Genomic DNA, 24,509 nt, shown 5'->3' with positions numbered 1-24,509 from the left:
GAAACGATGGCATTTGAAAGCGAAGCGGCATTTGAAAAAGCACTCATAGAAGAGCTCACGCAAAAAGGGTGGGAAGAGACGGTACTCAAAAACCCCACCGAAGAGGCTCTGCTTCAAAACTGGGCGGACATCCTTTTTGCCAACAACAAAGGCATCGACCGTCTCAATGAAGTACCCCTTACTTCAAGCGAGATGCAACAGATCATCGAGAAAATCATCGAGCTTAAAACACCGCTTAAACTCAACGGTTTTATCAACGGTAAGACCATCTCTATCATCAGAGACAACCCAAACGATGCGCTGCATTTGGGAAAAGAGGTCAGCCTCAAGATTTATGACAGGCAAGAGATAGCCGCAGGGCAAAGCCGCTACCAGATCGTGCAACAACCCCTCTTTAAAACCACGTCCAAAATCCTCAATGACCGCCGTGGCGATGTGATGCTGCTTATCAATGGGATGCCACTCATCCACATCGAGCTTAAAAAAAGCGGTGTGCCCGTCTCTGCGGCATACACACAAATCGAAAAGTACGCCTATGAGGGCGTTTTTACGGGGATATTTTCCTTGATTCAGGTTTTTGTAGCGATGCAGCCTGAGGAGTGCGTCTACTTTGCAAACCCTGGGGGCGATGGAGCGTTTAACAAAGACTACTATTTTCATTGGGCGGATTTTAACAATGTGCATATTGACCATTGGAAAGAGATCGTCTCCATGAAAGGGCTTTTATCGATCCCTATGGCGCATCAGCTTATCGGTTTTTACACCGTAGCCGATGATGGCGATGGTGTGCTCAAAGTCATGCGCAGTTACCAATACTATGCCGCCAATAAAATAAGCGACACGGTTTCCAAAAATGACTGGAAGAGTGAAAAATCGCGTGGCGGTTACATCTGGCACACCACAGGCTCAGGCAAAACCCTCACAAGCTTCAAGTCCGCCCAACTCATCGCCAACTCAAAAGATGCCGATAAAGTCATCTTTTTGATGGACAGAATCGAGCTAGGAACACAGTCGCTCGAAGAGTATAGAGCGTTTGCCGACCCGAACGAAGATGTGCAAGCCACCGAAAACACACGTGTGCTTGTCACCAAACTCAAAAGCGATAAACCCGCCGATACGCTCATCGTCACTTCCATCCAAAAAATGAGCAACATCAACAGCGAAGATGAGGGACTAAAAGCAAAAGACATCGCAAAGATGCGTCAAAAACGAATCGTCTTCATCGTCGATGAGTGCCACCGCTCTACCTTTGGCGATATGCTCATCATCATCAAAAGTACGTTTCCCAATGCACTCTTTTTTGGTTTCACAGGCACGCCCATACACGATGAAAACCAAAAGAAAAAGAACACCACCGCAACCGTCTTTGGTGATGAACTGCATCGTTACAGCATCGCCGATGGACTGATCGATAAAAATGTCCTAGGGTTTGACCCGTATAAGATGCCAACCTACAAAGACAGAGATTTAAGAAGAGCAGTAGCGTTACAAGAAGCCAAAGCCGATGATGAGATAGACGCACTCAGTGAGCCCAAAAAGAAAAAAATCTATCTTAAATTTATGAATGAGATGAAGATGGCAGGGTATACTGATAGTGCAGGAGTGTACATCAAAGGGGTGGAGGATTTTGTGCCTATGTCCCAATACGGAGCAAGTGAGCATCAAAATGAAGTCGTAAAAGACATCGTTGAAAACTGGATAACGCTGAGTCAAAACGCTAAATTTCACGCTCTTTTTGCCACGAGCAGCATCCCTGAGGCGATAGATTACTATCGGCTTTTGAAAGATAAAACCCAAAAAGCAGGGCTTGATCTAAAAATCACGGTTTTGTTTGACCCGACTATCGACAATGAAGAAGGTTTTGTGCTTAAAGAAGAGGGTTTGGTTGAAATCATCGAAGATTATAACGCACGCTATGGGCAAGATTTTTCATTGAAAACGTTTGCTAAATTTAAAAAAGACATCGCTTTAAGGCTTGCCCACAAAAAACCCTACAACGCCCTAGTAAAAACACCGCACAAGCAGATAGATTTGCTCATCGTGGTCAATCAGATGCTCACAGGGTTTGACTCTAAGTGGATCAATACGTTGTATCTGGATAAAGTGTTAGAGTATGAAAATATCATACAAGCGTTTTCACGCACCAACAGGCTTTTTGGCATGGATAAGCCGTTTGGTACGATTCGTTACTATCGTAAACCTCATACGATGGAAGAAAATATTAACAAAGCGATTAAGTTGTACTCAGGCGATAGACCGTTTGAGCTTTTTGCCGATAAGCTAGAAGGCAATCTTAAAAAGCTCAATGCCCTTTTTGATGAGATTTCTGAGCTTTTTAAGAATGCAGGCATTTTGAACTTTGAGAAACTTCCCGATGACCTTAGTGAGAGAGGGAGCTTTGTAAAACTCTTTAAACAGTTTAACAACACGCTTGAAGCTTCTAAAATTCAAGGCTTTACATGGGAGAAGCTTGAGTACACCTTTGAAGAGAGTGCTCGTGTGAAGCTCAATTTGGATGAGCAGGAATATCTGGCTTTAGTACAACGCTATAAAGAGCTTTCAAGCAGTGGAAGTGGCGGCGGAGACGGTGGAAAGGATGAAGTGCCTTTTGAGATTGAAGGGTACATCACCGAAATAGATACGGCTAAGATAGACACCGACTTTATGAACTCACGGTTTGAAAAGTACCTTAAAACCCTTCATAACGGTGATGCTATAGACGTTGAAAAAACACTCAATGAACTGCATAAATCGTTTGCATCGCTGAGTCAAGAAGAGCAAAAGTATGCCAATATCTTTTTGCATGATGTTCAAAATGGCGATATTAACATCAATGCAGATTCAAATAAATCCTTTAAAGACTACATCACACAATATACAGCAAGCGCTAAAAATGCACAAATTCAAAAAGTCGTTGAGCTCTTTGGCTTAGATAAACTAAAACTCCAAGAAATGTTAAATACTAAGATTACAGAAGCCAATATCAATGAATACGGACGTATGGATAGTTTGCAAAATAGTGTGGATAAGACAAAAGCAAAAGCCTATTTTGAAAAAACAGAAGGGAGTGTGATAGCCCCTAAAGATATCAATAAAAAAATCTATAATTTTCTCAAAGAGTTTATTATCAAAGGTGGGTATGAGTTATAAAATGAAAGGTACATTAAGGAGTTTTGAGAAATTATGGCAGAGAGGAAGGGATTCGAACCCTCGGTGAGTTGCCCCACACACGCGTTCCAGGCGTGCTCCTTCAACCGCTCGGACACCTCTCTATGATCGGAAGAGTGGAAGTATAACGATTTTGTGCTTATTTGAGGATTAATAGCGTTACATGTAACGCTATTAATCTCTTTTTTTACGATTTGCGAATCGCTTTAAATGCTTCGATGAGCTTTTCAAAGCCGACTTTACTTGCATTTTCAACCGCACGGAAGGTTGCTACGCCTTCGTTTAAATTGCTATTGTTGCTAAAAATATCAACGGCTTTTTTGAGTCCTTCATGCACTTTCACGTGATGATCACTCACTTCGTTGACAATCGTTTGGCTGAGTCTTTGGCTAATGCCTGAGAACCATTTTCCAAAACGACATGCAGTGTGCCCTAGAATGTCGACATTTTTGCGACCGAGGGCTGCATTGTAGCCTTTGAGTTTGAGCATAATGTGGTCAATTTTACCATTGCTGACGGAGATTTCATTGGTGACGTTGTCGCATTTGTTGGTAATGCTGAGCGAATTTTTCAGCATCGTGTTAATATGGGCATAAAAATCGTCCAATATTTTCATTGAAGCTTTAGATTCATTTTGGAATGTCTCGCTGGTATCTGCCATCGAGTTGGTGTTTTGTTTCAAAATGCTGATGTTGGACTCAACTTCGAGTGTGGCTTTTTGGGTACGTTCCGCCAGTTTTCGCACCTCATCCGCTACCACCGCAAAACCACGTCCATGTTCTCCTGCGCGCGCTGCTTCAATGGCAGCATTGAGTGCTAGAAGATTGGTTTGATCGGAAATATCTTTAATGAGATTGATGATGTCGCTGATGGCGGAAACACTGCTAGAGAGGTTTTCGACATCGTGGGTAAATTTTTGAGTCAATTCTTGAACTTTTTCGAGCGATGCAGAGATCTCTTTCGTTTGAGTTTCAACATTTTGCCCCTCTTGCAAGGACGCATCATTGAGTGTATTGATCTCGTTGAGCATGGTTAGGCTCTCTTCGACGGTATTTTGCAAAAAATTCATTCCATCTTCGTAACTGGCAAGAAGAATCGTCAGAAGCTCCTCTTTGGTTTGGTCTTTGGAATTTTCTTTTGCTGCTTGTTCCATATGTTGATTGACATTTTGGAGTTGCTCATGAGATGCTTTGATTTTTTGAAGTTCGTCTCTGAGTGTTTGATTTTCACTCTCTAGTTCTGAAATGCGCTTACTGCCAAACATTGTCTCTCCTTTAAGGTATATGACGAAAATTATAACGAAGAAGCGTGATTTTTGCGTTGCATGTTAATAATACCCCACACAAATGCCATTGGAGAGATTGATTTTTTTCTCAAAAGGCGAAGGACCGAAATATTTGCACTTTTCGATGTAGATGTGGTAGTTGTAGCTTAGCCCCAAATCATCGTAAAATTTTTGGAGATTGACCAGTTTGACGTCGCAGACATCGATGATCTCTAGAGCTTTGTAGATGCAGGAGTTGTTGTGTTCTATGAGATGAGAAGGGGCGAGTCCTGTGTATTTGCAAAAGGCTTGAGACTGTACCATACCCGTGAGATTTGTGCACTGTTTGACAATTTCTTTGTATTTTGGAAGGATGCTCTCTTTGCGCAAAAAAACAACGCGTGCATCATCAAATTTAGCCGCCTCCACGCTTTTCCAGTAACGATACGCATTGGATGAAATCCCAGCAAGCAGGCTAAACTCCTTGTTTAAAACATAATGGTTGAGCCAATGGTTGTGCGTCAGGATATTCATCTGCATCTTACATCATCTTCATACCCAGTTGCGCAAGGACGATCACAAGCACCAACCCCAGTGGGTAAACAGCGGCATACGCGATGGAGGGGTAGTCGGTTTTGGTCATATTGTTTGCCATCGTTAGAGATGGCGTTGATGTCATCGCACCAGAGATAACGCCCAAAACATCGATAAAGTTCATCTTCAAAATGGTTTTACATGTAAAGGCGATCAGGCTCATGGAAAGCAGTAACGCACCAAGGGCGATGACGATCGGTAAGATCCCATTGTTTTCGAGTGATTCGACAAGGTATTTGCCTGCGTTGGTACCAAGCGTGGCGATAAAAATGAGCTGACCAAGGGTTTTTAACAGTGTCGTTGAGTGTGGTGAAAGGTTCCAGACAATAGGGCCTACGCGTCCAAGTCGCCCCAAAATAAGCGCGGTAATCAAGATGCCACCCACAAAACTGAGTTTGATGTCACCAACGCCTGGGATATAAAGCGGAATACTTCCAAGTAAAATGCCAAAAACAACACCGAGCGAGATAGGCAAAAAGTCCGCAGCAGGGTATTTTAAAAGATCATTACCGATCAGTTTGGTTACTTTTTCGGTATAAGTATCGGGCGCAACCACGTAGAGTTTATCACCAAGGCGTAACGTCAAATCAGGATACGCAGGAATATCAATACCCGCACGTCTGACTTTGGTGATGATAGCACGAAGGGATTTGAGCTCTTTGATCATGCCGATTTTTTTACCGACGATCTCTTTGTTGGTGGTTAGAAGTCTAAAAACGGACATATTGTCTTGAAACTCATGCTCTTCACCAATCCTCTCCCCTAAAATAATGCTCAAGTTTGCCAGTTGTTCTTCGGTTCCTGCGACCCTGATAACATCGCCAAAACTAAGCGAAGCATCATCACTTGTTTGATCAAGTTTGCCATCCAACGTCATACGCTCAATAACCGTAGAAGTCATGCTCTCGATTTTTGATTTTTTGATCTCGGTGTTTCTAAAATTTTCATTGGTGATACGAAAATTGTGGGTCAAAATATCTGGAAAACGGGTTTTTTGTGCTGCTTCATACGCTTCGACCTCTTTGTCAATGTCCACACGAAACAGCACTGGAAGCATACGAATTAACAAGACCGTTGCCACAATGCCAAAAGGATACACCAAACCAAAGATGACCGAAGTGGTGGGCGTGTGTTTGATCTCAAGGGCTGCTGCGAGGGCTGGAACAGAGGTCAGTGCTCCTGTAAAGATACCTTCGATGATGGTTTTAGGAAGATCGTAAAAGTAGCCAAATCCAAAAATAATCGCAAAAAGAAGAAGTAAAAGCGCTGTTGCAATGAGGTTGAGTTTAAGCCCTTCGTTTTTAATCGTGTCAAAGAAACCAGGACCCGATTGCAGCCCCACAGCGTAGATAAAAATCGCCAAGCCAAAGTATTGAAATGCGTCTGAAATAACCATACCATAATGCCCTGCAATGAGCGCTACAATTAGCATTGCTGTCACATCAAGCGAGAAGCCTCTGATTTTAATATTGCCTAAGATGTAGCCAACGGAGATGATGGCAAAAAGATAAAAAATTTCGTTGTTAATCATAAAAAAAAGTGCCTTAAAAGAATTAGGCGAATTATACCTGAATTAGCCGTTACTTTTAAGGCAAAAGTGACTAAAAATCTTTCTCGATTTTGAACGCATCAAAGATAATGTCGATGGCGGACATGCGTGCACCGTGATTGGTCGCATCCAGTATTTCCCCATCGGTGTAGCCAAGATCGCGCAACGCTTGAACATCGTTGGCTTCAACGTCGTGAGGTGTACGTACCGCTTTGAGAACAAATAGAAGCATCGCTTTTTCTTTGGCATCCAGTTTGGCATCATTGGGATTGGCGCGCATCGCTTCGACCTCTTTGGGACTCCAGCCTAGCATATTGATGAGGATTGAGGCGTTAAAATCGACACAATAGCTACAGCTGTTTTTATCAGAAATCAACATACGAATGCTTGCTAAAAGCGGCATCGAGAGGGCTTTTTGTTTGACCATGTAGTATTCGATAAATGCCATTTGCTGTTTGATGAGCTCTGGGCTTGCGCTAAAGATTTGCGCTGAATTGCTTACGCGTCCTCGCATGGCTTCGATTTTTCCATAAAGCTCGGCGAGCTCACCTGTGGCGTTTTCGGGTTTGATAGTTGTGATTAATGGCATGGTATCTCCTTAGTGATTTAGAAAATTTTGAATGTTTTGGGCAACCAAGTTCATAAGAGCCGTACGTGCTTCAACGCTTGACCATGCGATATGCGGCGTCATAAGGAGACGCTCTGGATGCTTTACATGTAAAAGTGGATGATCTTTTTGCATCGGCTCCGTTTCTAGCACATCGAGTCCTACATAGAGCTCTTTTTCATCGATGATCTTTGCAAGGGCGACTTCATCGATGATGCCACCGCGTCCGACATTGACAAGCACGGAACCCTCTTGCATTAGGGTGAGTGCGTTCATGTCTATAAGCCCTTTGGTTTGGGCATTGAGCGGTGCGTGGATGCTGATAACCGAGCAGGTTTGAAGCATCTCTTCTAAGCTAAGTCGTTGAAAGAGCGCATCATTGTTGGCGCCACTGGTGGAGAAATAAACGACTTCCGATCCAAATGCCGTCGCAATCTTCGCCACCTCTTTACCAATCGTTCCAAGTCCGATAATTCCCCATCGTTTGCCTTTCAGTTCCCAAAAAGGACGCTCGATATGCGTAAAGGTTGGCGCATTAACCCAACCACCTTTTTTGACAAAGTCGTCGTAATAGCCGCAACGACCGATGAGACTAAGGGCTAGCATGATCGTCGTTTGCGCAACAGAGGCTGTGGAGTAGCCTGCCACGTTTTTCACCACGATGCCCTTTTGGCTTGCATGCACCAAGTCAACATTGTTCGTTCCCGTTGCCGTGACGCAAATGAGCTGAAGCTGTGGGCACGCATCCATCGTTGCGGCATCGATGAATACTTTATTGGTCAAAACGATGTTGGCATCTGCGATATGCGCAACACACTCTTCGGGTGACGTGGTCTCGTAAGTGCGAAACTCCCCAAAGGATTTAAAGAGGCTTAGGTCAATATCTTTTCCCATCGTTTGGGCATCTAAAAAAACGATTTTCATACATTAATCCTTTTTAAGTAATGGTATCCATTCATTAAGCGTTAGAACGCGACTAAATCCAAACGCCTGAGCGACTAAAAAAGAACGGTGTAATGCTTCCGCACTCACGCTTCCTGCAGTGTTCTCAAAATCCAGTGTACCATTGGCATCGCTGAGAAATTCAACATTATAGCCAAGCTGTGAAGCATCGCGTGCGGTAGCATCACAACAGTTTTGCGTCATGTAGCCGATGATCGAAACCGTGTCAATACCAAGAGCTCTAAGCCTATAGTTCAAGTCCGTTCCCACAAAAGAGCTCGCGTGGTTTTTTTCGATATAAAGATCAGGCTTTATAGCTTTGATCGCATCGTGAAATTCCCACAGATGGCTTCCTCTCACAAATGCACCTGCATTTTCTTTGAGGCTGGTGTGTTGCACAAAAACGATCATTTCACCCACTTTTTGTGCTTCAGCAATGGCGGTTTTGATGTTCTCAAAACTGTTCGGCGGATAGCTAATGGGCAATGCGCCACCTTCAAAATACTCATTTTGAACATCCACAACGATAAGGGCTCGTTTCATAAAACCTCCTTGACTGTTTGGTCAAGTAGAAGTTTAACCAAAATTGACCGATTAGTCAAGTGGTGTAAAATTATGTTATAATTGAATCAATAAATTGAGGAAAAAAATGGAAACAACACGAGAAAAGCTTATAAGAGCAACATTTGACGAGGTCTTTTCACACGGCTATCAAGGTGCATCGCTCTCAGACATCCTAGCTAAAGCAGGCGTGCACAAAGGCTCCATGTATCACTTCTTTGCCAATAAAAAAGAGATGGCACTCGCCGCAATAGAAGAGACCATACTCAAAAAAAATCTGCAAAAATACAGCTACGTCGAAACCTACACCAGTGGCTTGTTGGAAGCGTTTTACACCCAACTAAAAGACACCTCTGTGCGAGACTTCAAACGAGGCTGCCCCATTGCCAACGTCGTCCAAGAGATGTCCAACATCGACGAGGAGTTCAACACCTTGATGAAGTCCATCTACGGCGCATTTCGAGCAAATATCAAAGCTATTTTTGACAAAGCGATTGAGGTGGGAGAGATGAAGCCGTGCGACACAACCAAACTGGCTCTTTTTACGACTTCAACCATCGAAGGCGCTATCTTAGCGGCTAAAGCGAGTGGAAATGCGCAGGATTATAGTGATGTGATTGAAGAGTTGATTGAGCATATTGAGGGGAAAAGGTAATGGATTTATTATTTAGATTAAGGCAAAAAGAGAAAGGTTTTGAAGATATTGACGCAACAAAACAGTTTTTTTTAAATACGATACCTGATAGAGATAAAAATTATTTTTATGATACACGGCAGAATCATCAAGTGAGTAAAGGTGAAAAAATAGTATTCACTTTTGATAGTTATATTGTGGCAACTGGGATTTTTGAAGGTGAAATTATAAAAAATTCAAAAAGAGATAAAAAATATATTTATGGACATAAAATATCAAATATTCAAATTATAGACACTAATGTTAGGATTAGTTCAGAAGTTTTTGGTACACGAACAACATATATTAAAACCAAAAAACAAAAAGAAATTATTCAAAGCATTCTTGAACAAAATATTGACATTTATCCCGAGGAAATTGAAAAAGATTTTTACGAAGGTGGTCAAAAAACAATATATGTAAACCAATATGAGCGAGATCCAAAAGCAAGGCGAGCTTGCTTAGATAAAAAGGGATATGTTTGTGAAATATGTAAATTTGATTTTGAAAAAAAATATGGTGAAATAGGTAAAAATGCTATTCATGTACATCATATTGTGCCTTTGCATAAAACGATTGGAGAATATAAAGTAGATCCTATAAAAGATTTAATGCCTGTTTGCCCTAATTGTCATTTAATACTTCACCGTAAGGGTGCTCCTAGTATTGATGAGTTGAAAAGAATTGTGAAGTTAGCAATATTAAAATAGTTTTATTACTATAACCCTAGTGTAAAAACGCTTTATTTCACCAAACCTTTGCAGTTGGCGTAGTAGGTTGTTGTGGCTGCCCAGTCGGAGAAGACGCCTATGACGCCGACATCTTTGGCTAAGACGTCCAAAAGGGTGTAGGTGTCGCCGTCGTTGTTGGTGACATCTTTGATAGTTTGGTAGTACCAACCGCCACCGTCTTTAAGAAGTCCTGAGCGCTCAAGTGACCATGTGATGATGCCCAGTCCTCGTTTTTTGAGTGCTTTTGCGTAGGCTGATGGGACGAGTTTTTGATTGGCATCGACGCTGACCAATGCGAAAAGCGGTGGGGCTACGATTTTAACGCCATCTTTCACAAAACCATCAAGCTCCGCAATGTCTTTGGCGTAGTTATCTTTGAGGTCAAACGTTTCATCTAAAAAGACCGCTTGTTTGCCAAATTCGGGGTTTTTCTTGATCCAGTAGAGAATGTCGGCGTATTCAAAGGATTGGGCAAAGACGGAGCTTGGTTTGACACCTGCTTTTTTGTATTCTTCTATCATTTGTTGGGCGTATTGCTCTTGGGTGTAGGTTCCATTAAACGGCATTGTGACACTTGGCGCTTTCAGCTCAGGCGTCATTTTAACACCCAAACTTTTAAAGAGCTCAATGCTTTCCGCATGGGTCATCAGTGTGCCCGTCGAAGCGTAACGGTCAGTTCTCCAGCTTGGCGTGGCGTTCATGTACTCTTTGAGATTGGTTGCTTTTTCGTTTTCAGCGTCCATCTTGCCTTTGAGGGTTTTAAACTCGGCTAAGGTGATGTCACTGGTACAACATTTTGCGCTTGCTTTTTTGCCTGTGGCAGCATCGGCTGGGCTAAAAGACTCAGAACATTTTGACGCTAGTGGCGTGTCTAAGATGTTGGTGGTGGTGTGCAAGTCGCACTGAGAGTGTCGGCACACGAGTTGCAAGTCTTTGGTAAAGGTCACATCGCACTCGATGATGCCAGCCCCCATACGAGCCGCTGCTAGGTAGGACTCCTTGGTGTGTTCGGGAAACTGCATACTTGCCCCTCGATGACCGATGGAGAAGTCTGAGGGTTTAAACGAGCTCACTTTGCACTGCTTGAGTGAGTCCTTGAGTTTCCCCTCATCCATATCGTCCACAAGATAATACGGTCTTGGGCCTACTTGCACAGTGATATTATCCGCTTTTGCCTCGCTTGCACCTAATCCAAGTGCTACCAATGCTATGCCTGAAAAAACAGCTATTTTGCCCATAGACTCTCCTTTTTCTTTTGAGAATAACGAAGATACGAGATTCTTCATGGGCTATCTTGCCATGTGTTTATTTCAAAATAGAAACAAGCGTGTACAGGCATGACACGAGACGTGTATATCGCGTAACTTCATCGTTACGCGATAAAAATAGCGTTACATGTAACGCTATAAATCCCCCAATCCAATGAGTGTATTGGTTTTAAATCTTCTATCTTTTTCAGGATAATCAATGCGAAAATGCGACCCCCTGCTCTCTTCGCGAAGAAGTGCAGATCTGGCAACCGCTTTTGCTACCATCAAGACATTCATAAGCTCAAGGATGCTTTTGATGGTAGAGGGTTTATCGCTTTGCATCGTCTCCATAGACTCTTCGATCTCTTCAAATCTTCTCAAGGCACTTTGCAGGTCAGCTTCTGTGCGGATAATGCCGATTTTTTCAAACATGATCTGCCCTATTTCATTGCGAAGAGCGTTGGCATCGACATGTTTGGCAAGGGCGTCTAATCGTTCAACCAAATGAATGTCATTGGTGATGTCATAATAATCCACACCGTTAAACTTTTTCATCTTGTTGGCAAATTTGATGGCCTCATACGCTGAAATTTTTCCAAAAACAGCTCCTTGGCTGAGTGAATTTCCTCCAAGTCTGTTAGCGCCATTAACCCCATTGTCGCCTGCTTCTCCGATGATGAAAAGCCCTTTGATACTGGTTTTGCCAATCACATCGGTTTGAATCCCACCCATCGTGTAGTGTGCCACGGGCGTAACAGGAATCAAGTCCTTGCTAGGATCGAGTTTTTTAAGGGTGTAAACCCTCTTTTTGATGCTGACAAGCTTTGTATCAATAACCTCAGGAGGCACATCCCGTAAATCCAAATAGACTTTTTTGCCTTTTTGCATCTCTTTAAAGATGGCTCGCGTGACGAAGTCTCTGGTATTGAGTTCATCCACAAAAGAGTCACCATTTTCATCGACCAATTTACCACCCTCCGCGCGCGCAGCTTCACTGAGTAAAAAATTGGTTCCCTCTAGTCCTGTTGGGTGAAACTGAACAAACTCCAAGTTCATCGCCTTAAGTCCGGCACGAAGCCCCATTGCAATGGCATCGCCTGTGGCGTCTTTGACATTGGATGTGAAGTTTTTATACAAAGAGCCAAACCCACCCATCGCCAAAATGATGCTTTTACCCTCACACACAACCACCTTTTGGCTCTCTTCGTCAAACAGGGTTATTCCTGAGATAATGTTGTTTTTCATAATAAGATTAATCGCCATATGATTTTTGATAATCTCGATTTCATACTCTTTGATCACCTCGTACAACGCCTTCATGATGGCAGGTCCCGTTTCATCGGAGGCATAAACGGTGCGTTTAAACTTGGAACCACCAAAAGGACGCTGTGCAAGTTTGCCACTCTCAAGCCGGCTAAACTTGACGCCATAGCCCACCAATTCACGAACCGCAGCAGGAGCTTGTTCACAAAAAATACGAATCGATTCTTCATTGCCTATATCAACAGAGCTTTTGAGCGTCTCGTTGATGTGCTGAAAAATGTTGTCGTTATCGCCCATATTTCCAAAGGCAGCATTAATGCCACCCTTTGCCATAAATGAATTATTGGCGGATGGGGAAGATTTTGTTATAAGAACCACATTGGCACCTAACTCTTTTGCCTCAATGGCAGCTCTCATTCCTGAGATACCACTGCCAACCACAATGACGTCGTATTTCATTTTTGTGCCTTTATGTTTCAAATATGCACATAATTCTATCATGAAGAGTTAACTAAAGAATTATTAGAGTGTAATTTTGTATCAAACTAACTCAATAAGTTACAAATATACCCTTTATTTATAAAAAACATACAAATTTTGTATGATTTGATGTTATACTGCCAACGTGCTTTGGAAAGATGTTAAAAATCTTCTTATAACATCAGTTAAAAGTGTAAGGGCATTGCACCGAGAAAAACTCAGCGTTAGCGTAGTTTTTTCACAGAAACTTCGTTTTGAGCTGTGCTCTAAAAGCGTGACAAAAGTTCTGTAAGAACTTAAATAAAAGCGCCATAGCGCGTGGGCTCACTGCCGAAGTGAACTCAGCGTTAGCGTAGTTTTTAGAGCTTAGCTCTAAAAGCGTGTCAAACGTGTTAAGAGTAGTTTCTGCCTCGAAAGAGGCAAGAAGCTTTAGCGCCCAGTGCAACGTAGTTTTTAGAGCTTAGCTCTAAAAGCGTGTCAAAATAAAAAACAAGGAGGCATAGCATGGGAAAAAGTAAAAGAGTTGGCATTGTCGGTGTTGGCAATGTAGGTTCAACCGTTGGGTACTCAATTGCTATGCGAGGATTGGCGCATGAAGTCATTTTGTGTGATCACAAAGTTGAACGCGCTAAGGGCATGGCGCTTGATATGAGTCAATCCGCTCAAGCTGCTAGAATGAGTACCTCTGTCAAAGTTGCTGAAACACCTGCACAGTTAATTGACTGTGATTTAGTCGTGGTAACAGCAGGAAGCCCAAGGCTCCCTGGTATGAATCGCAATGATTTGCTCATAAAAAATGCTCAAATCATGAAAGAAGTTGTGCGTGATATTAAGATGTATTCACCCAACGCGATTATCATCCCTGTTTCAAACCCACTGGATGTCATGGTCTACGTGGCGCTCAAAGAGACGGGGTGGGATAGAAGTAGAGTCGTGGGGATGTCTGGTATTTTGGACAGTGCGAGAATGGCACACTATATCCAAGAGGCAATTTTTAATAAACATAAGATTGAATTTGGCGGACAAGTCAGGGCGCAAGTTATCGGTGGACACGGCGATACGATGGTTCCATTGCCTCGCTTTACGACGGTGGCTGGATTGCCTTTAACCGATTTTTTGGATTGGAATGAGATCAATGAAATCGTCGCCAAAACAAAAAATGGTGGTGCGGAAATCGTGCGCTATTTGCAAACAGGTTCGGCGTATTACGCTCCTGCAAAAGCAACGTCGCTGATGGTTGAGTCTATTTTACAAGATAAAAAACTGGTCTATCCGTGTGCCGTGATGCTTGAGGGCGAATATGCGTACGAAGATGTTGTCAGCGGCGTTCCTGTTATGTTAGGTGCACGAGGCGTAGAACAGGTATTTGCACCAAGTTTGGATGCCGAACAAGACAGGCTTTTTGCCGAATCCATACGCTCAGTGCGAGAATTGATAGATGTCCTCAATAACAATAAGTTTTTCGACACCAAATAAAAGCGTGTAAAAAAATAGTTTCTGCCTCGAAAGAGGCAAGCTTCAGCGCTTAGTGCAACGTAGCTTTTTAGGCTTTGCCTCGAAAGCGTATAAAAATAAAAAGCATGTAAAAATGAACAATAGGAGAAGTAGCAGATGGCACAAAGAGGAATTTGTGAATACGATGGCAAAGCTATTTTTTCGAAACATTGGGGAAAATACTTTAGCGGATTTCACTATGGATTTAGATCAGTCTCAGTGAGCAGTGGTGATGAGTTGCGTGCAAAAGCCAATGATCATGGTTTTGAGTGGCTCAAACAAGTGCCTTTGGTTGCAAAACCCGATATGCTCTTTGGCAAACGTGGCAAAAACAACCTCGTGTTGTACAAAACAAAAAAAGCAGGCGATGTGACGCTTGAAGATGCGGCAGCTTGGATTGATGAGAAGATTTCCTATAAGACGATTCTTCTCTCGGGTCAAAAAGGGACGCTCAATCGTTTTATTGTGGAGCCTTTTACGCCGCACCGTGAAGATCAAGAGTACTACATTAGTGCCACAACGGTGGGTGAGGACGATGTGTTGTATCTCTCCGCTGAGGGTGGCATGGAAGTGGAAGAAGGGTGGGAAAAGAAGGTGAATGAGGTCATCATTCCTATTATGATGGATGAAGCCAATATCTCACATCTGATTCGTGCCAATGTTCCTGAGGGAATTCCTGCTGAAAATAAAGAGCGTTTTATCACCTTTGCGGAGCAGTTTTATACCTTTTACCGCGATATGAATTTCGCGTATCTTGAAATCAATCCTATTGTGATGATTGGCAATGACATGCACATCTTAGATCTTGTGGCGCGTCTTGATGACACGGCTGGTTTTATGATGAAAGATGCGTGGTGCGAGGCAGCGTTTCCCACAGCCTTTGGCATGGAAGACCAATCCGTAGAAGAAAAAGCCATCGCGGAAGCAGATGCCAAATCAGGAGCTTCTTTGAAGCTGACCATTCTCAATCCTATGGGGCGCATCTGGACGATGGTCGCAGGTGGTGGTGCTTCGGTGGTGTATGCTGACACCATCGCTGATTTAAGCGGCAATGTGAGTGATTTGGCAAACTATGGCGAGTATTCAGGTGGCCCTACCACGGATGAAACACGCTTTTACGCTGAAACGGTTTTGGATTTGATGACCCGTCATAAAGACCCCAAAGGGCGCGATAAGATTTTGATTATCGGAGGGGCGATTGCCAATTTTACGGACGTTGCTAAGACGTTTACAGGCATTATCCAAGCCCTTGAGGTGTACGCCGATAAAATGAAAGCGATTGGTACACGCATCTATGTAAGGCGTGGTGGGCCTAATTATGAAAAAGGTTTGAAAGAAATCAAAGAAGCGGCGGATCGTTTGGGTCTTTATATCGAAGTTTACGGACCTCAAACGCATATCACGGATATCGTGCGTATGGCACTTGAACATTAAGGAGAAAAAAATGAGCGCTTTATTTACTCAAGAGACACAGGCCATTTTTTGGAATCTCAACACCAGTGCCATTCAAAGAATGCTGGATTATGATTACACGATTAATCGTTCAAAACCCTCTGTGGCGGCGATTGTCGCACCTACATCGAACAACAAATTTGAAAAGTTTTTTTACGGTGCCGATGAGATCATGGTACCTGTTTTTAGAAACACTGCCGATGCTGCACATGCTTATCCACAGGCGGATATTTTGCTTAATTTTGCCTCGTTTCGCACCGCGTATGAGGTGAGTATGGAGGCGATTGGGATCAAAGGGCAGTTTAGGATGATTATGGTCACAGCAGAGGGCATTCCTGAGAGGCTTGCTCGAAAGATGAACCAAGCAGGGCGTGATGCAGGTGTTGTGATTATAGGCCCTGCCACGGTGGGTGGCATTGCTCCAGGCGCGTTTAAAATCGCCAATATCGGCGGAACGATTGAAAATATCATTGCTTCAAAGCTTCATCGAGCAGGTTCGTGTGGGCTTGTCACGCGCTCAGGTGGGCTTTTTAACGAGCTTGGCAATATTATCGCGATGCACGCGGATGGCATTGCTGAGGGCATTGCGATTGGTGGGGATCGTTTTGTGGGCTCTGTTTTCATCGACAATCTCCTTCGCATGGAAGACAATCCTCATGTCAAATACTTGGTGCTTCTTGGCGAAGTTGGGGGACTGGAAGAGTACAAAGTCATCGAAGCGGTCAAATCAGGGCGCATCAAAAAGCCCGTGATTGCGTGGTGTATCGGAACGATTGCGAAGTATTTTAGCTCAGGGGTTCAGTTTGGACATGCAGGCGCATCCGCCAATGCGGATGCTGAAACGGCAGGGGCTAAAAATAAAGCGATGGCAGAAGCTGGTTTACATGTACCTGCAAGTTTTAATGATTTGCCTCATACCATCGCTAGGGTGTACACGATGCTTTGCGAACAAGGCGTGATTGAAAAAATCGTCGAGCCTGAGCTTCGAAGTATCCCTAAAATACGCCGAGGAAAAGAGTTTATCTGTACGATTTCAGATGACAGAGGCGATGAGGCAACTTATGCAGGCTATCCTATCAGCTCCGTGGCAACGCCTGAAACGGGCTTTGGCATTGGTGATGTGATTGCGCTGCTATGGTTCAAAAAACGCTACCCCAAATGGGCGACGGATTATCTTGAAACCGTTATCAAAACCGTTGCCGATCACGGCCCTGCCGTTTCAGGAGCGCACAATGCCAAAGTTACCGCCCGTGCAGGCAAAGATGTCATCAGTGCGTTGGTCAGTGGTCTTCTTACAATAGGACCTCGTTTTGGCGGTGCGATAGACGATGCGGCACGCTATTTCAAATACGCTAACGACAGAGGCATGAGCCCAGATGAATTTTTGGAGTACATGAAAAAAGAGGGCAAAACCATCTCTGGCATTGGGCATCGTGTGAAGTCGGTACGCAATCCTGACCTGAGGGTATCGGGGTTAAAGCAGTATGCTAGAGCGCATTTTCCAAAGACACCGCTACTGGAATTTGCGCTTGAAGTTGAGAAAATCACCACCTCTAAAAAAGACAACCTCATCCTCAATGTCGATGGCACCATCGGTGTTTTGATGGTCGATATGTGGCGCTCTTTGGGCTACAGTGAAGATGAAATCGACACCTTCATCGAGACAGGAACGCTCAATGCACTCTTTGTTGTGGGTCGCTCCATCGGCTTTATCGGGCACATCTTGGATGAAAAACGCTTAGGTATGCCGATGTATCGTCACCCAACGGACGACATTTTGTACAATGTAACGCTTGCTGACGAGCTCTAAGAAGTAGACTTTTCGCAATAAGGGGTTCTAAAATCCTCTTATTGCCTCTTTCAATGAGGTTTTTGACACCAATAAATAGCATCGTTTCCCTCTCATATTGAGCAAAAAAAGTGTGGAAAATTTTTAACTGTTACTAAATTACGCTTAAAATAGTTCAATTTTGGATGTAAGTTCAAAAAATATAAAGAAATTAAAATATTGTGTAAAAAATAAGTTACATTTTGAAACGTTAAGAATTTTATAGGATCAATTTATCGTCAATGTAGCTTTACATGTAAAGCGTGTATGCGCAAAAAAAGGTCTTTGAAAGAGGAATTTTGATTTAAAGTTAGGTGATAGTGTTGTGAAATGTAGGAGCATTTCACAACAGGGTTTTTTACTGCTTGGATGCGGTGAGTAAAAAGATAGGGTATTCTCCATACGATTTTTTCGCCACGCTGACAATCTCAATGGTAACATCTTGAAATCCTGCATTGTGAGCCCAAGCCGCAAACACCTCTTGCTCAAAGCCAAAGTGAAACACACCCATATCTTCGGTGTGAAACGTGCCATCTTCCTTGTCCAAATCTGCCAGGGCGATGGTGCCTCCGCTGTTGAGCAAGCGGTAAAATTTGTGAAAAAGAGCCTGCACATCTTCAACATGGTGAATCGTCATCGAAGAGATGATGCCATCATATCGCTCTTCCAGTTCGCTGCTGACCAAGTCAAGTTCAAGCATGTTGAGTTCGCACCCCAATTGCTCTTTTTTGGCACGAAGCGCTTCATTCATCGAAGGGGAAATATCAATGGTCGTCATTTTGCGCACATGTGGAGCAATCTGCTCGGTCAAAAGCCCTGTGCCTGAGCCAAAATCCATCACATGGGTTGTTGTTTTGTCATACGTGAGTCTCTCTAAAATAGCTTCACCAATGTTCTTGACATTGTTCGTTCGTGCCGCTTCTTTTTCATACTGTTTTGATTTTTCATGAAAATAATCTTTTTTGGGTTGCATTAATGACCTTTGCCTGGGAATGCAAAAGTATAGCACATCCGTTTTAACCAATCACAAACGAAGCATAACCCACCACACGACTGGCATCGTTGCTGCGTGCATAACTGGTACGGTAGTCTAAAAAATGGGCTTGAAAATGGTGCATCAGTGCGCTTTGTACCATCGCTTTTACGCCTGTTATGCCACACGCTTCACAGCCGTGTGAGAGGGCGTGAAGATCAAGATGCGAGATGGCATCGATGCAGAGATTGTCACGTTTGTTCGCCTCTTCTTCGGTGTAAAAATGGCTCAGATCGGTGCTGATGACCAGAAGCGTTTTCTCATCGCTTAGCACGTCGTCGATCAAGCGTGAGAGTTCACCATGCGTGATGTCACCATAGACGATTTCAACGACCTTGGCGTGTTTAAAGTAGTGGCGAATGAAAGGCATCTGTACTTCGGTGGAGTGCTCTTCGTGTGCGAGCGGATTGAAGCTTAGAAAAGCGAACTGTTTTGTAAGCGCATGGCTGAATTCGAGGTCGATTTCGATGTCACCGCATGGCGTGTGGTAGCTCTCAAACAAGGCGATGGATGCACCCGCGACATAGATGCGATGACTGGGCCCTAGGACGACCACACGCTTTATGTCGGCACGTTTTGAAGCGACGTAGTGGTACGCAAGATTGGCGGTGTAGCCGCTGTAGATGTAACCTGCGTGAGGCACAATGAGTGCACGAGGGGTAACATCCAGTTCCAACGATGGCATCGCTTTGGTAAAATGGTCGATAAAGTGCTTGATCTCAGCACAATGATCGGGATAAAACATGCCTGCAACGGCTGATTTACGGTGTTTATTCATCAAAAACTCCTGCGAGTTTGGTTTTACATTTTGGACAACATCCGCCATCGATCAGATGGTTTTCCATCACCTCAAAGCGTTTGCGCTTGATTAAAACAGCGTTACATGTAACGCATCTCGTCGGGTTTTCAAGTCCGACATTTCCAATGTAGATGTGTTTGAGTCCTGCGGCTTTGCCAAGGGTTTCGGCACGTTTGAGTGTTTCGATGGAGGTTGCAAGAAGCCCTTGCTCGTGGTAATCAGGATGAAAAGCGCTAATATGCCACGGTGTTTCAACGCCAAGCTCTTTGGCAATAAACGATGCGATAGAGGTTAGTTCAGCGTCCGAGTCATTTTTGGTAGGAACGATCAGCGTGGTCACTTCGACCCAGATGCCGTTTCGTTTGAAATGTTTGAGGTTTTCCAAAACGGTTTCAAGCCCACCGCCAAGCTCTTTTTTGTAGTAGTTGTGGTTGAACGATTTGAGATCAACATTGGCTGCGTCAATGATGCCTTTCATATCGTTGATCACCTCAGGGGATTCAAAACCGTTGGTCACGAAGATGTTTTTAATACCTCTCTCATGTGCCAAAAGAGCGATGTCATGGGCGTATGGGTAAAAAATGGTCGGTTCATTGTAGGTGTAGGCGATGGAGGCGCATTCGTATTTGAGTGCCATCTCGATAATCTGTTCGGGTGCGATAAACTCTTTTACATGTAAGGATTTTTCTTGGGAAATGCTCCAGTTTTGGCAAAAGGAACAGGTAAAGTTACAGCCGATGGTTCCCAGTGAAAGGGTTCTGGTGTCGGGTAAAAAATGGTAGAGTGGTTTTTTCTCCACAGGGTCTACATGTAATGCTACAGGGTAGCCGTACACGAGGTTTTGGATAGTGCCATCTACGTTTTTATTCACACCGCACAGCCCTGTTTGTCCCTCTTTGAGGTGGCAATAGTGCGCGCAGAGCAAGCAAACCAGACGTGTACCTTCCGCTTTAAAATAGTCCATTATTTTACCTTTTGGACCCTGTAGCGCGAAATATCGGGATGATTTTCTAAACAGTTCGCATCTAGCCCTGCTTTTTGGCACAGATGCGAGAAGAAAAGCTCAAAGGTGGGCAGTTGTTCCCACACTTGGGGTAAAAAGGTCGCTTTTCGCTCTCCTTTTTGAAGAATGATGCCATCCATCCCAGCGGTAATTTTGGATTTGAGATCGTCAATATCGCGGTATTCAACGACTTCAGGCTCACTCAAAAGCGAGACTTCGATGCTTACATGTAAAAACTCTTCAAGACTCAGCGGATAAAAACGTGGGTCATCAAACGCGGCGGCTTTGGCATTGTGGATCAGGTCGTCTAAAAGAGGACGATGCGCGATGAGCGAGCCGATGCAGCCACGAAGCTGACCATCAAGCGTGAGCGTTACAAAGGTCGCTTTGGGTTTGGAAAATTCAGGATACTGTGTGAGAAGTGCATTTGTATCGATCGTGGACGTGTGCTCAAAGCCGTCTTGGATCGCCTGTTTGGCAATCGCTAGAATCACGTTTTGCATAGTAACTCCTTATCAGAGTATGATTATAGGATAAAATGGCTGATAGGTTATACAAAAAGGAGTATGAATGTTGATAGTAATTTTGGAGCGAACACCGATGTGGGTTTATCTGCTTTTTGTGCTCCTGCTAGGGTTGGGGTGGATGCAGAGTCGTGATCGTATTGTTCCCTATGTTAGGGCATTGATACTTCCTCTCGTGATGGTGCTTTTTTCTATTTATGGCGTTGTGTCAGCTTTTGGCATGAGTATGGGTGTGGTTGCATGGAGTCTTGGGATGATGATGGTGATGGCACTGGGCATTCGCATAAGAGCTTTTTACAATGCTGTTTATATGGAAGAACACAATGCCTTTGCGATCAAAGGGAGTTGGCTTTGGTTGGGTTGGATGATGGTTCTTTTTGGGTTGAAATTTGCTGTAGGAGTCATGCTTGCTCGTCAATTACCCGTGGTTTCTGAGCTGTGGTTTATTCTTGGAGTGAGTCTGTGTTATGGTCTTTTGAGTGGTGTTTTTTTAGTGCGTGTGATTATTTTATGGAAGATCAAAAGCTTACATGTAAAACATTAACACAGTTTTGCTAGACTGTCGTATGATTTTTAAGGAGTGAAGGATGAAACAGTGGTTGGTCATCGTGATGAGTGTCGCATTTTTTTCAGGCTGTAGCATGAGTTTTAACTATAATTTTTGGAGCCAAAAAGCGCCTGAAACTCCCACACCTACGGTTACCGACGTTAAAATTGTCCTGCCCAATACGGTTTTGATGTACGATCTTGACATTACCGATCGCCCCTATTCTAGCCTTGGTGAAGTCAGCGTGACGCTTACCAAACTGAACCCATGGGGCGAAGAGCCGACCCAAGCGGAAGCGGAAACAAAACTCAAAGAGGAAGCCTTGAAAAAAGGTGCAGACGCACTCATTTTTGTGCGTTACACCAAACTTGGCGCCTCGTGGAATCGCGTGAGTGGCATCGAAGGCAAAGCGCAAGCGGTGAAATTTACACGCTATTAAAAACAGAGTTTTGCCATGAATTCCACGTTACTAAACAACACGGCGTTTGAAAATATCGCCGATTCGACCAGTAATTTTTCCTGCCATTTTCACGACACTTACACGATTGGGCTAACGCACCATGGCATGTTTACGTCGCTTCATGAGCATAAAATCACCCAAGCGTATGAGCGATCGGCTCGCATCATCAACCCTGGTGAAATTCACGGTGGGGATTCTCACGCGTGGCAGTACACCAATTTTTACCCCAATGTGGAGCTTTTAAGCAGCTTGTATGAGCAGATGTACGGCGAGAAAAAGATGCCTATTTTTGAGAAACACATCATCCAAGATAATGAACTCTATGCTCGGTTGTTCCTCTTTTTTCAAGCAGTTTACACCAACGAAGCGACGATGCTTGTGGAGTCCAAACTCATCGACGCCCTCTCTTATCTCATCGCGCATTTCGCGCATCACGCTACGCCTTATCCGTTTACATGTAATGATTCCCAAGCGATGTCGCTCGTACTAGAGTACATTCATGACAACATTGCTTCCGACATGAGTCTAGACGCGCTTGCCATCACGGCTAAGGTGAGTAAGTACCATTTTCTCAGGCTTTTTACCCATCACACAGGTCTTACCCCACACCAATACATCATCGCGGAGCGCATTTGCAAAGCCAAAACGCTCATGCTTGAAGGCGAATCCTTAAGCCTTGCAGGATTGCATGCCGGCTTTAGCGATCAGTCACATTTCATCCGCTCTTTTCGCAAAATTTACGGTTATTCACCCAAAACACTGCTTCAAAAAAGCAATTTTATTCTATACACCTAATCTCAAAAAGAGTACACTTTTCGCCAAGGAGTTGGCTATGACACAGAAAAATCTTTTCTTTTTTTTACTCTTCATCGCGATGCTCGCATGGGGTGGTTCGTGGGTTAATGTGAAAGTTTTAGGGCATTATATCAGTGCGTATGAGATGATCTTATTGCGCTTTGGCATCACGGCGATTACGATGGTTCCCATTATTATTTGGCTGAAACATTCATTCAAAATTGACCTCAAAAGCTTTGGATTGGTGGTTTTAGTCGCCCTTGCGTTGATCTTTTACAACAAATACTATTACCTTGGGACCAAGTTTGGTACCGCTTCCTTGGGTGGGGCGATGGTGACGACGATGATTCCTATTTTAACCTTTGTGTTACTTGCTTTGATGGGTGTTAAAAAGGTGAGTTCTAAAGACCTGTTTGCCCTTGGTTTGGGCGCGGTGGGTGTTTTGACGATGCTTCATATTTGGACGTTTGATCTTGCTCATATTTTGCTGATTCAAAATCTCTATTTTTTCCTTGCGGCACTTTTATGGGCGGTTCTGACGATTATCAGCTCCAAATCAACGAAGATTTCGCCGATAGTGTTTACCTTTTACATGTACATCATGTCCGTTGTGTTGGATTGGGTTTTGTTTGTAGACATCAGCGCGATGCCTTTTTCGACGTTTGATGGCATTTTTTGGATGAACATCCTGTTGATCTCCCTCGCTGCTTCCACATTTGCCAATACCATTTTCTTTTTAGGCATTGAAAAATTAGGTGCAGCCGAGGTGAGTTCGTTCGTCTTTTTGGTACCGTTTTCCGCCATTGGACTGAGCGCCATTTTCTTAGGCGAAACAGTAGATTTTTTCATCATCATCGGAACGATTTTAACGCTTTTTGCGGTTAAAATGCTCAATAATATTACAATTTTAAAGCGACGCCGAAAAAGCGTTGAATAGTACTAATGTGGCGATCCAGCCCTTCAAAGCTGTGATTGCCACCCTCTTCGACGATCATTTTCGCACCTTCTAAAACATCAAGCGCCTCTTCATAGTCTAAGACCTCATCGCCTTTTTGGAGCAAGACAAAGAGATTCTCAAGATTGGGCTCTTCAATCTCATAGCTCTCCAACATCTCCAGATGCGACGCATTCCACTCATACGCGCTATTATCGTAGTAATTGACTCCATGCCCAAGGGCTTGCTGTAGTGTTTCGGGTGCATTGACCGCAGGGTTAATGAGTACGGCTTTAAGGTTGTATTTGTCACTCAAATAAAGCGCGTAATACCCACCCAAAGATGAGCCCATCAGATAGACTGGCTCTTGATACGATTCGATCAGTTCACTCAGCGTGTTAATCGCAAGATCAGGAATCGTCGGCAAAGAGGGTGCAATGAAGGGAATCTTATTTTCGTGGCAATACGCACGAAGCAGTTTTGCTTTAATCGCTTCTCCACTCGAGCCAAATCCGTGAATGTAGATAATCATTGTTTTCTCCTGAATTTTCCATAATC

Annotated in this window: 23 protein-coding genes and 1 tRNA gene; 10 read left to right on the top strand and 14 right to left on the bottom strand. The window is 43.7% G+C overall.

All coding sequences use genetic code 11. The features are described from left to right. Positions 1 to 6: 6 nt before the first annotated feature. The gene (locus JU57_RS09180; protein WP_037959985.1) at positions 7 to 3,150 is read left to right on the top strand and encodes an HsdR family type I site-specific deoxyribonuclease; all 3,144 of its coding nucleotides are present in this window, start codon (positions 7 to 9) and stop codon (positions 3,148 to 3,150) included. Between the two features lie 34 nt (positions 3,151 to 3,184). On the opposite strand, the gene JU57_RS09175 is transcribed toward JU57_RS09180, so the two are convergent. The 7 genes from JU57_RS09175 to JU57_RS09145 form a co-directional block, all read right to left on the bottom strand. Next, positions 3,185 to 3,272 (bottom strand) — tRNA-Ser (locus JU57_RS09175). Between the two features lie 83 nt (positions 3,273 to 3,355). Further along, positions 3,356 to 4,432 carry a methyl-accepting chemotaxis protein gene (locus tag JU57_RS09170; RefSeq protein ID WP_037959983.1) on the bottom strand — a complete coding sequence of 359 codons (1,077 nt, stop codon included), beginning with the start codon at positions 4,430 to 4,432 and terminating at the stop codon, positions 3,356 to 3,358. A 63-nt stretch (positions 4,433 to 4,495) separates the two neighbouring features. Next, positions 4,496 to 4,972, bottom strand: a complete 477-nt coding sequence (locus JU57_RS09165; protein WP_037959982.1) for a hypothetical protein — start codon at positions 4,970 to 4,972, stop codon at positions 4,496 to 4,498. Between the two features lies 1 nt (position 4,973). Further along, positions 4,974 to 6,557 (bottom strand): aspartate:alanine antiporter, encoded by a 1,584-nt coding sequence (locus JU57_RS09160; RefSeq protein WP_037959980.1) that lies wholly within the window; start codon positions 6,555 to 6,557, stop codon positions 4,974 to 4,976. 70 nt (positions 6,558 to 6,627) lie between these two features. Next, positions 6,628 to 7,164 (bottom strand): hypothetical protein, encoded by a 537-nt coding sequence (locus JU57_RS09155; protein ID WP_037959977.1) that lies wholly within the window; start codon positions 7,162 to 7,164, stop codon positions 6,628 to 6,630. Between the two features lie 9 nt (positions 7,165 to 7,173). Then, entirely contained in the window at positions 7,174 to 8,106 is a 933-nt protein-coding gene (locus JU57_RS09150) for a D-2-hydroxyacid dehydrogenase (protein ID WP_037959975.1), read from the bottom strand. A gap of 3 nt (positions 8,107 to 8,109) precedes the next feature. Next, positions 8,110 to 8,667 (bottom strand): cysteine hydrolase family protein, encoded by a 558-nt coding sequence (locus tag JU57_RS09145; protein WP_037959973.1) that lies wholly within the window; start codon positions 8,665 to 8,667, stop codon positions 8,110 to 8,112. A 106-nt stretch (positions 8,668 to 8,773) separates the two neighbouring features. On the opposite strand from JU57_RS09145, the gene JU57_RS09140 reads away from it, so the two are divergent. Both JU57_RS09140 and JU57_RS14095 read left to right on the top strand, forming a co-directional pair. Further along, positions 8,774 to 9,340 (top strand): TetR/AcrR family transcriptional regulator, encoded by a 567-nt coding sequence (locus JU57_RS09140; protein WP_037959970.1) that lies wholly within the window; start codon positions 8,774 to 8,776, stop codon positions 9,338 to 9,340. Next, entirely contained in the window at positions 9,340 to 10,068 is a 729-nt protein-coding gene (locus JU57_RS14095) for an HNH endonuclease (protein ID WP_294876954.1), read from the top strand. Before JU57_RS09140 ends, JU57_RS14095 begins: the two co-directional genes overlap by 1 nt. Positions 10,069 to 10,100: 32 nt before the next feature. Here the strand turns inward: JU57_RS14095 and JU57_RS09130 are convergent, their stop codons facing one another. Beyond that, positions 10,101 to 11,327, bottom strand: a complete 1,227-nt coding sequence (locus JU57_RS09130; RefSeq protein ID WP_037959965.1) for a glycerophosphodiester phosphodiesterase family protein — start codon at positions 11,325 to 11,327, stop codon at positions 10,101 to 10,103. Positions 11,328 to 11,492: 165 nt separating this feature from the next. Further along, on the bottom strand, positions 11,493 to 13,061 hold the full coding sequence (locus JU57_RS09125) for an FAD-binding protein (protein WP_037959963.1): 1,569 nt from the start codon (positions 13,059 to 13,061) through the stop codon (positions 11,493 to 11,495). A 525-nt stretch (positions 13,062 to 13,586) separates the two neighbouring features. Between JU57_RS09125 and JU57_RS09120 the strand changes: the two genes are divergently transcribed. From JU57_RS09120 to JU57_RS09110, 3 genes are all read left to right on the top strand, one after another. Next, on the top strand, positions 13,587 to 14,558 hold the full coding sequence (locus JU57_RS09120) for a malate dehydrogenase (protein ID WP_037959961.1): 972 nt from the start codon (positions 13,587 to 13,589) through the stop codon (positions 14,556 to 14,558). 135 nt (positions 14,559 to 14,693) lie between these two features. Next, entirely contained in the window at positions 14,694 to 16,010 is a 1,317-nt protein-coding gene (locus JU57_RS09115; protein ID WP_037959958.1) for an ATP citrate lyase citrate-binding domain-containing protein, read from the top strand. Between the two features lie 10 nt (positions 16,011 to 16,020). After that, positions 16,021 to 17,838 carry a citrate/2-methylcitrate synthase gene (locus tag JU57_RS09110; protein ID WP_037959956.1) on the top strand — a complete coding sequence of 606 codons (1,818 nt, stop codon included), beginning with the start codon at positions 16,021 to 16,023 and terminating at the stop codon, positions 17,836 to 17,838. Positions 17,839 to 18,214: 376 nt separating this feature from the next. On the opposite strand, the gene JU57_RS09105 is transcribed toward JU57_RS09110, so the two are convergent. From JU57_RS09105 to amrA, 4 genes are read right to left on the bottom strand one after another with little or no spacing between them, the layout of a single operon-like run. After that, a complete protein-coding gene (locus tag JU57_RS09105) occupies positions 18,215 to 18,829 on the bottom strand; it encodes a class I SAM-dependent methyltransferase (RefSeq protein WP_037959953.1) in 615 nt (204 codons plus the stop codon). Between the two features lie 43 nt (positions 18,830 to 18,872). After that, entirely contained in the window at positions 18,873 to 19,667 is a 795-nt protein-coding gene (amrB, locus tag JU57_RS09100; RefSeq protein WP_037959952.1) for an AmmeMemoRadiSam system protein B, read from the bottom strand. Beyond that, the gene (gene amrS, locus JU57_RS09095) at positions 19,660 to 20,652 is read right to left on the bottom strand and encodes an AmmeMemoRadiSam system radical SAM enzyme (protein ID WP_037959948.1); all 993 of its coding nucleotides are present in this window, start codon (positions 20,650 to 20,652) and stop codon (positions 19,660 to 19,662) included. The genes amrB and amrS overlap by 8 nt, the downstream gene beginning before the upstream one ends. Continuing rightward, positions 20,652 to 21,194 (bottom strand): AmmeMemoRadiSam system protein A, encoded by a 543-nt coding sequence (gene amrA / locus JU57_RS09090; RefSeq protein ID WP_037959945.1) that lies wholly within the window; start codon positions 21,192 to 21,194, stop codon positions 20,652 to 20,654. The genes amrS and amrA overlap by 1 nt, the downstream gene beginning before the upstream one ends. A 67-nt stretch (positions 21,195 to 21,261) precedes the next feature. Here amrA and JU57_RS13780 point away from each other — a divergent pair, with 67 nt between their 5' ends. Genes JU57_RS13780 through JU57_RS09070 form a run of 4 tightly spaced genes read left to right on the top strand, consistent with a single transcriptional unit; the run spans position 21,262 to position 23,954 of the window. Next, positions 21,262 to 21,759, top strand: a complete 498-nt coding sequence (locus JU57_RS13780; RefSeq protein ID WP_051906760.1) for a DUF6622 family protein — start codon at positions 21,262 to 21,264, stop codon at positions 21,757 to 21,759. A 43-nt stretch (positions 21,760 to 21,802) separates the two neighbouring features. Next, the gene (locus tag JU57_RS09080; protein WP_037959942.1) at positions 21,803 to 22,201 is read left to right on the top strand and encodes a hypothetical protein; all 399 of its coding nucleotides are present in this window, start codon (positions 21,803 to 21,805) and stop codon (positions 22,199 to 22,201) included. Between the two features lie 15 nt (positions 22,202 to 22,216). Next, positions 22,217 to 23,017 carry an AraC family transcriptional regulator gene (locus JU57_RS09075; protein WP_037959939.1) on the top strand — a complete coding sequence of 267 codons (801 nt, stop codon included), beginning with the start codon at positions 22,217 to 22,219 and terminating at the stop codon, positions 23,015 to 23,017. Between the two features lie 37 nt (positions 23,018 to 23,054). Beyond that, positions 23,055 to 23,954, top strand: a complete 900-nt coding sequence (locus tag JU57_RS09070; RefSeq protein WP_037959936.1) for a DMT family transporter — start codon at positions 23,055 to 23,057, stop codon at positions 23,952 to 23,954. Here the strand turns inward: JU57_RS09070 and JU57_RS09065 are convergent. After that, positions 23,917 to 24,483: a YqiA/YcfP family alpha/beta fold hydrolase gene (locus JU57_RS09065; protein WP_037959935.1), complete on the bottom strand. Its 567-nt coding sequence runs from the start codon at positions 24,481 to 24,483 to the stop codon at positions 23,917 to 23,919. The two genes, JU57_RS09070 and JU57_RS09065, sit on opposite strands and share 38 nt — an antisense overlap. Between the last annotated feature and the right edge of the window lie 26 nt (positions 24,484 to 24,509).

This window comes from Sulfurospirillum sp. SCADC (genome assembly GCF_000743525.1).
Lineage (GTDB): Bacteria > Campylobacterota > Campylobacteria > Campylobacterales > Sulfurospirillaceae > Sulfurospirillum.
The sequence above is the reverse complement of the archived record's forward strand: the minus strand, read 5'-3'. Positions and strand labels throughout refer to the sequence as shown.

What these genes read in the sequence shown, in the direction of transcription:
- JU57_RS09180 (WP_037959985.1), top strand. Translation starts at nt 7, where the DNA reads ATGGCATTTGAAAGCGAAGCGGCATTTGAAAAAGCACTCATAGAAGAG.
- JU57_RS09170 (WP_037959983.1), bottom strand. Translation starts at nt 4,432, where the DNA reads ATGTTTGGCAGTAAGCGCATTTCAGAACTAGAGAGTGAAAATCAAACA.
- JU57_RS09165 (WP_037959982.1), bottom strand. Translation starts at nt 4,972, where the DNA reads ATGCAGATGAATATCCTGACGCACAACCATTGGCTCAACCATTATGTT.
- JU57_RS09160 (WP_037959980.1), bottom strand. Translation starts at nt 6,557, where the DNA reads ATGATTAACAACGAAATTTTTTATCTTTTTGCCATCATCTCCGTTGGC.
- JU57_RS09155 (WP_037959977.1), bottom strand. Translation starts at nt 7,164, where the DNA reads ATGCCATTAATCACAACTATCAAACCCGAAAACGCCACAGGTGAGCTC.
- JU57_RS09150 (WP_037959975.1), bottom strand. Translation starts at nt 8,106, where the DNA reads ATGAAAATCGTTTTTTTAGATGCCCAAACGATGGGAAAAGATATTGAC.
- JU57_RS09145 (WP_037959973.1), bottom strand. Translation starts at nt 8,667, where the DNA reads ATGAAACGAGCCCTTATCGTTGTGGATGTTCAAAATGAGTATTTTGAA.
- JU57_RS09140 (WP_037959970.1), top strand. Translation starts at nt 8,774, where the DNA reads ATGGAAACAACACGAGAAAAGCTTATAAGAGCAACATTTGACGAGGTC.
- JU57_RS14095 (WP_294876954.1), top strand. Translation starts at nt 9,340, where the DNA reads ATGGATTTATTATTTAGATTAAGGCAAAAAGAGAAAGGTTTTGAAGAT.
- JU57_RS09130 (WP_037959965.1), bottom strand. Translation starts at nt 11,327, where the DNA reads ATGGGCAAAATAGCTGTTTTTTCAGGCATAGCATTGGTAGCACTTGGA.
- JU57_RS09125 (WP_037959963.1), bottom strand. Translation starts at nt 13,061, where the DNA reads ATGAAATACGACGTCATTGTGGTTGGCAGTGGTATCTCAGGAATGAGA.
- JU57_RS09120 (WP_037959961.1), top strand. Translation starts at nt 13,587, where the DNA reads ATGGGAAAAAGTAAAAGAGTTGGCATTGTCGGTGTTGGCAATGTAGGT.
- JU57_RS09115 (WP_037959958.1), top strand. Translation starts at nt 14,694, where the DNA reads ATGGCACAAAGAGGAATTTGTGAATACGATGGCAAAGCTATTTTTTCG.
- JU57_RS09110 (WP_037959956.1), top strand. Translation starts at nt 16,021, where the DNA reads ATGAGCGCTTTATTTACTCAAGAGACACAGGCCATTTTTTGGAATCTC.
- JU57_RS09105 (WP_037959953.1), bottom strand. Translation starts at nt 18,829, where the DNA reads ATGCAACCCAAAAAAGATTATTTTCATGAAAAATCAAAACAGTATGAA.
- amrB (WP_037959952.1), bottom strand. Translation starts at nt 19,667, where the DNA reads ATGAATAAACACCGTAAATCAGCCGTTGCAGGCATGTTTTATCCCGAT.
- amrS (WP_037959948.1), bottom strand. Translation starts at nt 20,652, where the DNA reads ATGGACTATTTTAAAGCGGAAGGTACACGTCTGGTTTGCTTGCTCTGC.
- amrA (WP_037959945.1), bottom strand. Translation starts at nt 21,194, where the DNA reads ATGCAAAACGTGATTCTAGCGATTGCCAAACAGGCGATCCAAGACGGC.
- JU57_RS13780 (WP_051906760.1), top strand. Translation starts at nt 21,262, where the DNA reads ATGTTGATAGTAATTTTGGAGCGAACACCGATGTGGGTTTATCTGCTT.
- JU57_RS09080 (WP_037959942.1), top strand. Translation starts at nt 21,803, where the DNA reads ATGAAACAGTGGTTGGTCATCGTGATGAGTGTCGCATTTTTTTCAGGC.
- JU57_RS09075 (WP_037959939.1), top strand. Translation starts at nt 22,217, where the DNA reads ATGAATTCCACGTTACTAAACAACACGGCGTTTGAAAATATCGCCGAT.
- JU57_RS09070 (WP_037959936.1), top strand. Translation starts at nt 23,055, where the DNA reads ATGACACAGAAAAATCTTTTCTTTTTTTTACTCTTCATCGCGATGCTC.
- JU57_RS09065 (WP_037959935.1), bottom strand. Translation starts at nt 24,483, where the DNA reads ATGATTATCTACATTCACGGATTTGGCTCGAGTGGAGAAGCGATTAAA.